The organism is Paracoccus sigandri, assembly GCF_003709565.1.
Lineage (GTDB): Bacteria > Pseudomonadota > Alphaproteobacteria > Rhodobacterales > Rhodobacteraceae > Paracoccus > Paracoccus siganidrum.
In genome coordinates this window covers 1-1,265 of record NZ_QNRC01000103.1, presented here as the reverse complement: position 1 = coordinate 1,265, position 1,265 = coordinate 1, and the positions used below count along the sequence as shown (strand labels likewise).

Here is a 1,265-nt window from a genome sequence, read left to right as displayed (position 1 = left end):
GAGTTCACCCGGGAATGTCTGGCGATCCGCATCGGTCGCAAGCTCAACTCCACCGACGTCATCGACGTCCTGTCCGATCTGTTCATCCTGCGCGGTGTTCCCGGCCATGTTCGTTCCGACAACGGCCTATGTCGGGAAATTCTGGCTGCTTAGGTCAGCAGGTCTAGTGGCATCCGGCTGTCCGGATACCTTTATAAGGTTGCCCAGACGGGCTCTGCCGTCAAGAAATGATCTCATCCATAGCAAACACAGGGTACGCGCGATGGCGGCCCTCACCGTCCTTAATACGAGATCCCAAATCCCAAGCAGAAGGCCCGAACATTATCTACGAGGTCAGATTGACTGCCTCCACGGCTCAGTCAGAGAGAGGTCCTTCCGCCTGGGCTCACCCCCTCGAAGAAGGGGCGATAGGGTTCGCCGTGATTGACCACGGCGTGTACGGTGCGCGCCATCTTGGCCGCGATTGCGGTGTAGGCCTTGCGACGCAGATGGGCGTTGTGTCGGTCCTTCGAGATGTAGCGTTCGAACTTGTCCCGGAAGCTGTTGGTTCGCTTTAGCACGGCGGTCTGTCCTGCCATCCAGAGCGTGCGGCGCAGCCGGGCATTGCCGTACTTCGAGATGCGGCTCTGACCGCGGAACATGCCGGACTGCACGGTGGCGAGATCCATGCCGCAGAACTTCAGGAACTGCCGATGATGCCGAAAGCGGCGCAGGTCGCCGGCCTCCGCCAGGATGGTCATGGCATTGATCGGGCCGATGCCGGGGATCGTTGTCAGCAACTGATAGTCCGGCAGATCAGAGAGGAGCTCGACCGCACGCGCCTCGATCTCGTTGCGCTGACGGACAAGACTTCTGCCTTCGGCAAGGACCAGACGGAACATGCGGACGGCGTCGGAATCCGGGTCCACCGGCAGTCCGACAGAGTCGACGGCCGTCGCGTAAATATCTGAAAGCAGGCGTTCTTTGGAAACCTTCTTGCCCACTACCTGCCAGGCATCTGCGATGAAAGCGTCCTGGCTCATGGCCGTGATCATCGCCGGTGACGGGTACTTCTCGAGGAACGCCAGGAACCAATCGGTTCGAGAACTTCGATGAAACCGCTCGGCCTCGGGGAAGTAGAGCGGCAGGTAGTGCGTCAGTGTCCCCCGTCAGCGCCCATGGCACAGATTTGAGGTTGTGATTTAAGGAGGATTTGGGCTTCGTCGTAGTGACGAAGGAACGAAGATGAAGCCCAAATCCTCCAATACAAAATTGCCGGCCAAGTC

The 1,265-nt window shown here is 59.2% G+C and carries 2 pseudogenes; one reads left to right on the top strand and one right to left on the bottom strand.

Going from position 1 to position 1,265, the window contains the following annotated elements:
* Positions 1-126, top strand: a pseudogene (locus C9E82_RS23925) (IS3 family transposase); the annotation flags it as partial.
* A 233-nt stretch (positions 127-359) separates the two neighbouring features.
* Here C9E82_RS23925 and C9E82_RS23920 read toward each other — a convergent pair.
* Positions 360-1,139, bottom strand: a pseudogene (locus C9E82_RS23920) (IS110 family RNA-guided transposase); the annotation flags it as partial.
* Between the last annotated feature and the right edge of the window lie 126 nt (positions 1,140-1,265).